The organism is Geodermatophilus sp. SYSU D01045 (assembly GCF_054050295.1).
In genome coordinates, this window is sequence record NZ_JBJGZB010000019.1 from 87,179 (window position 1) to 93,395 (window position 6,217).

General features: G+C 75.4%; 5 protein-coding genes. 3 read left to right on the plus strand and 2 right to left on the minus strand.

Annotated features, from left to right (window positions below; genetic code table 11):
• Positions 1 to 55 precede the first annotated feature (55 nt).
• Positions 56 to 778, plus strand: coding sequence for an HAD family hydrolase (locus ACI798_RS16765; RefSeq protein ID WP_457048442.1), 723 nt, complete (start codon positions 56 to 58; stop codon positions 776 to 778).
• 4 nt (positions 779 to 782) lie between these two features.
• Here the strand turns inward: ACI798_RS16765 and ACI798_RS16770 are convergent, their stop codons facing one another.
• The gene (locus ACI798_RS16770; RefSeq protein ID WP_457048443.1) at positions 783 to 1,961 is read right to left on the minus strand and encodes an amidohydrolase family protein; all 1,179 of its coding nucleotides are present in this window, start codon (positions 1,959 to 1,961) and stop codon (positions 783 to 785) included.
• A 303-nt stretch (positions 1,962 to 2,264) separates the two neighbouring features.
• Positions 2,265 to 3,212 carry a RecB family exonuclease gene (locus ACI798_RS16775; RefSeq protein WP_456939978.1) on the minus strand — a complete coding sequence of 316 codons (948 nt, stop codon included), beginning with the start codon at positions 3,210 to 3,212 and terminating at the stop codon, positions 2,265 to 2,267.
• A gap of 86 nt (positions 3,213 to 3,298) precedes the next feature.
• Between ACI798_RS16775 and ACI798_RS16780 the strand changes: the two genes are divergently transcribed.
• Together ACI798_RS16780 and arc are read left to right on the plus strand one after the other, a co-directional pair.
• The gene (locus ACI798_RS16780; protein WP_457048444.1) at positions 3,299 to 4,222 is read left to right on the plus strand and encodes a tRNA (adenine-N1)-methyltransferase; all 924 of its coding nucleotides are present in this window, start codon (positions 3,299 to 3,301) and stop codon (positions 4,220 to 4,222) included.
• Between the two features lie 99 nt (positions 4,223 to 4,321).
• Positions 4,322 to 6,103, plus strand: coding sequence for a proteasome ATPase (gene arc, locus ACI798_RS16785; RefSeq protein ID WP_457048445.1), 1,782 nt, complete (start codon positions 4,322 to 4,324; stop codon positions 6,101 to 6,103).
• Positions 6,104 to 6,217 lie beyond the last annotated feature (114 nt).

Below are 6,217 nucleotides of genomic sequence, written 5' to 3' on the forward strand. Positions count from 1 at the left end.
GGACGTCGGCCGGCGCGGGCCGTCGTGCCCCTGCCCTCTGCCCGAGAGACCTGCCGTGACCCTCCCTGCTCCTGATCCCCGCTCCGGCCTGCGCGCGGTGCTGTTCGACATGGACGGCACGCTGGTGGAGTCCGAGCAGCACTGGGGACACGCCCTGTTCGCCCTCGCCCGGCGCCTCGGCGGTGAGCTGAGCGCCACCGCCCGCGAGGCCACCGTCGGCACCAGCATGGCGACGTCGATGCGGATCCTCCAGGCCGACCTCGGGATCGAGCGCACGCCCGGGGAGACGAGCGCCGACGTCGCCTGGGTGGAGGAGACCGTCGCGGGCCTGCTCGCCACCGACCTGCACTGGCGGCCCGGCGCGCGCGAGCTGCTGGCCGAGGTGCGCGCCGCCGCGCTGCCCACGGCCCTGGTGACGACCACGCCGCGCCGCCTGGCCGACGTGGTCCTCGCGCAGGTCGAGGCCGCGTTCCCGGACGTGCCGCCGTTCGACCTCACCGTGTGCGGCGACGAGGTGCCCGCCCGCAAGCCCGACCCGGCGCCCTACCTGCAGGCCGCGGCCGCGCTTCGCGTGGACCCGGCCGACTGCGTCGTCGTCGAGGACTCCGCGGCCGGGGTGGCCGCGGGGCTGGCCGCGGGCGCCACCGTCCTCGGCGTGCCCGCGCTGCAGCCGCTGGCGCCCGCGCCGGGCCTGGTGCTGCGCGACACGCTGGCCGGCGTCGGGCTCGCCGACCTCGAGGGGCTGCTGCTCGGGCGGGACGCCGCACCCCGCCGCTGAGCCCTCACCCGGCCGGCACGACCTCCCGGCCGCGGGAGACCACCAGCCGCACCCGCTCCAGCGCGGCGACGTCGACGGTGGGGTCGCCGTCGACCAGCAGCAGGTCGGCGTCCAGGCCGGGCGCCAGCCGTCCGGTGCGCCCGCCGAGGCCGCAGGCGGCGGCCGCCGCGGAGGTCGCCGTCGCCAGCGCCTCGGGGGCGGGCACCCCACCGCCGACGAGCGAGGCGACCGCGCGCGGCAGGAGCCCGTGCGGCTTGCCGGGGCCGATCCCGGAGTCGACGCCGCTGACCACCCGGACGCCCGCGCGGTGCATGCGGGCCGCGTCGGCGGCGCGCGCCTCCTCGGTGATGTCCATCCGGTCGAGGAGCTCCTGGATGCGGGGCGGCGGCACCGCGCCGTCGGCCAGGCCCAGCGTCGGGCAGACGGCGGTGCCCGCCCGGGCGAGCTGGGCGGCCAGCGCCGGCGGCACGCCCCAGCCGGTGGCGGTCTGGCACGAGCAGTGCTCGATGCCGTCGACGCCGGCGGCCAGCACCTGCCGGACGGCGCTCAGCGCGTGCGCGTGCGCGGTGACCGGCAGGCCCAGCCGGTGCGCCTCGTCGACGACGGCGCGCACCTCGGCGGTGGTGAACTGGCAGGCGGTCATGTCGGTGCCCGCGGTCATCACGCCGCCGCTGGCCATCAGCTTGACGACGTCCGCACCCCGCTCGGCGCGCTCGCGGACCGCTCCCCGCAGCGCCTCGGTTCCCCGCACCACGCCGCCCATCCCCGCGCAGTGGCCGGCCGGGCAGGTGAGCGGCGGGCCCGAGGCGACCACCGTCGGGCCGTCGGCGGGCGCCCGCTCGACCACCGCCCAGCCGACGTCGCCCAGGTCGCGGACCGCGGTGACCCCGGCGGCCAGGTGCTGCCGCAGGGCGGCGGCGACGATCGCGTCCACCTGCGCAGGCTCCAGCTCGGGGAGCTGGTCGAGGGCGCGGGGGCCGTTGTCGCCGCAGAGGTGCACGTGCGTGTCGACCAGCCCGGGCAGCAGCGTCGTCCCGGGCAGGGCGGTGACGGGCACGCCGTCGGGCGGGGCGGCCCCGGCGGGCTCGACGGCGACGATCCGGCCGTCGTCGACCAGCACCAGGGCCCCGTCACGCAGCACCCGCTCGCCGTCGAAGGCGCGGTCGGCCCGGTAACCCCGCATGCCGGTCCTCCTGGGTGGCGGGAGCAGCCGACGCTAGGGCCGGCCGCGCCGGCCGGTCGACGGGGACCGGTGCGTCTCGTTCGCCCCCGCCGTCGCCGGCGGTGACCGTTATCCCCAACTCACGCGCCGACCGCGCCAGCCGACCGGTCCGCGGAGGGGCGGCGGCTGCGCGGGGACACGCCCGGACCGGTGTCCCGCGACCACGGGGTCCGGGTGGCGACACGCCACGACCGCTCGGCGCGTCGCCACCGCGGCTCCCTGATCGTCCCCACGGGGCGGGGCAGGGCAGGACGGGCAGGCGCGTCAGTCGCGCTCGACGATCGGCAGCGTGGCCCAGCCGGCCCGCGCCGCGGCCTCGGCCGGGAACGGCGGGGGAGTGCCGCCGAAGGAGGGGCACAGCGCCTGGTGGTCGCACCAGGCGCACAGCCGCGTGCGGTTGGGCCGGAAGTCGCCGGTGGCCACCGCCCGCTCGATCGCCGCCCAGATCGCCAGCAGCGTCCGCTCGAAGCGGACCAGCTCGGCCTCCTCGGGGGCGTAGGTCAGCGCGTCGCCGTCGCCGAGGTAGATGAGCTTGAGCTGGGAGGCCACCACGCCGCGGGTGCGCCACAGCACCAGCGCGTAGAACTTCATCTGGAACAGGGCCTTGGACTCGAACGCCTCGCGCGGCATCGAGCCGGTCTTGTAGTCGACCACCCGCAGCGCGCCGTTGCGGGCGACGTCGAGCCGGTCGACGTAGCCGCGCAGCAGCAGCCCGTCGGGCAGCGTCACCTCGACCAGCTGCTCGCGGCCCTCGGGCTGGATGCGGGTGGGGTCCTCCAGCCGGAAGTAGGTCTCCACCAGCGTCCCGGCCGAGTCCAGCCAGGCCTCCAGCGACGGCGGCTCCGCCCCGTCCTCGCCGGCGGTGAACAGCGCCTCGACCTCCGGGTCGGCGCGCAGCTCGTCCCACGCCGGCGCCACCAGCCCGCGGGCCGCCTCGACGGTCCGCTCGGCCGGTGGCAGGTCGTAGAGCCGCTCCAGCACCGCGTGCACGAGCGTGCCGCGCACCGCCGCGGCGCTCTTCCTCTCCGGCAGCCGGTCGATGGTGCGGAAGCGGTAGAGCAGCGGGCACGTCTTGAAGTCCGCCGCCCGGCTGGGCGACAGCGAGGGCCGGCGCGGCGCCTTCTCCCCGTCGGGGGCCTGCCCGCCGCCGTCGGACGCCGTGCCGGGGAAGACCGTGCCGCTGTGCGCCGGGTCCTGCGCCACTGCCGTCATGCACCCGACGCTACGACGCTCCTCCGACAGTTCCGAGTGCCCGCGCCGGGCGGGCCCGTCCCGCGGCTCGCCTAGGCTGGCCGCCCGTGGAACCGCAGCCCGAGCCCAGCCAGAACGCGACCGCCGCCGCCCCCGCCGCCGAGCCGCTCCCCGCGGACGACGGGCCGCCGGCCGCCGTCGCCGCCCCGGTGCCGGGCGCCTTCGCCGTCGGCGACCGGGTGCAGCTCACCGATCCCAAGGGCCGGCTGCACACCGTCGTCCTCGAGCCCGGCAGGCAGTTCCACACCCACCGCGGCGCCATCGCCCACGACGACCTCATCGGCGCACCCGAGGGCTCGGTCGTGCACTCCACGGCCAACACCGGGTACCTGGCGTTCCGGCCGCTGCTGGCCGACTTCGTGCTGTCCATGCCGCGCGGCGCCCAGGTCGTCTACCCCAAGGACGCCGCGCAGATCGTCGGCAGCGGCGACGTCGGGCCCGGCATGCGGGTCCTCGAGGCCGGCGCCGGGTCGGGCGCGCTCACCTGCTCGCTGCTGCGCGCCGTCGGCGCGTCGGGCCGGGTCACCAGCTACGAGCGGCGCGAGGACTTCGCCGACGTCGCCCGCGGCAACGTGGGCGCCTTCTTCGGCGGGGTGCCGGAGAACTGGGACCTGCGCCTGGGCGACCTCGCCGAGCACCCCGCGGACGAGGTCGTCGACCGGGTGGTCCTCGACATGCTCGAGCCGTGGGCGGTGCTGCCCACGGTGGCCGCGGCGCTGCGGCCCGGCGGCGTGCTGATCGGCTACGTGGCGACCGTCACCCAGCTGTCCACCTACGTCGAGGCGCTGCGCGCGCAGGGCGTGTGGACCGAGCCCTACGCCTGGGAGTCGCTGGTCCGCCCGTGGCACGCGGTGGGCCTCGCGGTGCGCCCCGAGCACCGCATGGTCGCGCACACCGCGTTCCTCGTGACCGCCCGCCGGCTGGCCGAGGGCGTGGTCGCGCCGGTCCGCCAGCGGCGTCCCCAGAAGTAGCCGCGCCGGGGCGCGCGGACCCCGCGAGCACGCGGGCGCGGCGTCGGCAGGCGTGTATAGATTTGCCTCCTGGCTCCCCCCGATGTGCGGAGGTGCGCGATGGGCCCCGGTCCTGTCAGCGGTCCCGACGAGTTCCGAGCGCGGCGCGAACGTGACGTCTCCGCCCTGCTCTCCCAGATCTCCTACCTCGAGGAGGAGATCGCTCTCCTGCGCCGCAAGGTGGCCGACAGCCCCCGGCAGGTGCGGGTGCTCGAGGAGCGGATCGCCGAGGCGGAGGGCCGCGCTGCCTTCCTCTCCGAGCGCAACGACAAGCTCGCCGGCACCCTGCGCGACGCCCGCGAGCAGCTGCTGACGCTCAAGGAGGAGATCGACCGGCTCGGCCAGCCGCCGTCGGGCTACGGCGTCTACCTGGGGCGGCACGACGACGGCACGGTCGACGTCTTCACCGGCGGCCGGAAGCTGCGCGTCTCGGTGTCCCCGGCCGTCGAGGCCGAGGAGCTGCGGCCCGGCCAGGAGGTCATGCTCAACGAGGCCATGAACGTCGTCGAGGCGCTCGGCTTCGAGAAGCAGGGCGACGTCGTCATGCTCAAGGAGCTGCTGGAGCCCGTCGACGGCGTCACGCCACGGGCCCTGGTCATCGGCCACACCGACGAGGAGCGGGTGGTCTACCTGGCCGACTCGCTCACCGACCAGCCGCTGCGGGTCGGCGACTCGCTGCTGCTGGAGGCGCGGTCGGGCTACGTGTACGAGCGGATCCCCAAGAGCGAGGTCGAGGAGCTCGTCCTCGAGGAGGTCCCCGACATCGACTACTCCGACATCGGCGGCCTGGCCCGGCAGATCGAGCAGATCCGCGACGCCGTCGAGCTGCCGTTCCTGCACGCGGACCTGTTCCGCGAGTACGAGCTGCGCCCGCCGAAGGGCATCCTGCTCTACGGCCCGCCCGGCTGCGGCAAGACGCTCATCGCCAAGGCGGTGGCGAACTCGCTGGCCAAGAAGGTCTCCGCGGTGAAGGGGGAGGGGCAGGCCAAGTCCTACTTCCTCAACATCAAGGGCCCCGAGCTGCTCAACAAGTACGTCGGCGAGACCGAGCGGCACATCCGGCTGGTGTTCCAGCGGGCCCGGGAGAAGGCCAGCGAGGGCACCCCGGTCATCGTGTTCTTCGACGAGATGGACTCGATCTTCCGCACCCGCGGGTCGGGCGTGTCCTCCGACGTCGAGTCGACGATCGTCCCGCAGCTGCTCAGCGAGATCGACGGCGTCGAGGGCCTGGAGAACGTCATCGTCATCGGCGCCTCCAACCGCGAGGACATGATCGACCCGGCGATCCTGCGGCCCGGCCGGCTGGACGTGAAGATCAAGATCGAGCGGCCCGACGCCGAGGCCGCCCGCGACATCTTCAGCAAGTACCTGACACCGTCGCTGCCCATCCACGCCGACGACCTCGCCGAGAACGGCAGCAGCGCCGAGGCCACCATCCAGGCGATGATCCAGCGCACCGTCGAGCGGATGTACACCGAGAGCGAGGAGAACCGCTTCCTCGAGGTCACCTACGCCAACGGTGACAAGGAGGTCCTGTACTTCAAGGACTTCAACTCCGGCGCGATGCTGCAGAACATCGTCGACCGCGCCAAGAAGATGGCCATCAAGGAGAACCTGGAGACCGGCACCGCCGGGCTGCGGGTCGGCCACCTCATGCAGGCCTGCGTCGACGAGTTCAAGGAGAACGAGGACCTGCCCAACACCACCAACCCCGACGACTGGGCGCGGATCTCGGGCAAGAAGGGCGAGCGGATCGTCTACATCCGCACGCTCATCAGCGGCAAGGGCAACGACTCCGGCCGCGCGATCGACACCGCCACCAACACCGGCCAGTACCTCTGAGCCGGGCCGGCCGCCCCGCCCGCGCGGGGGGGGCGGGGGCCCGGGGGGGGGGCCCCGCGGGGGCGGCCCCCCAACTCGTAGGCGCGGACCACGCGCCCCGGGGGGGGGGGCCCG

Coding starts and splice junctions, on each gene's coding strand:
- ACI798_RS16770 (WP_457048443.1), bottom strand. CDS start 1,961: ATGCGGGGTTACCGGGCCGACCGCGCCTTCGACGGCGAGCGGGTGCTG.
- ACI798_RS16775 (WP_456939978.1), bottom strand. CDS start 3,212: ATGACGGCAGTGGCGCAGGACCCGGCGCACAGCGGCACGGTCTTCCCC.
- arc (WP_457048445.1), top strand. CDS start 4,322: ATGGGCCCCGGTCCTGTCAGCGGTCCCGACGAGTTCCGAGCGCGGCGC.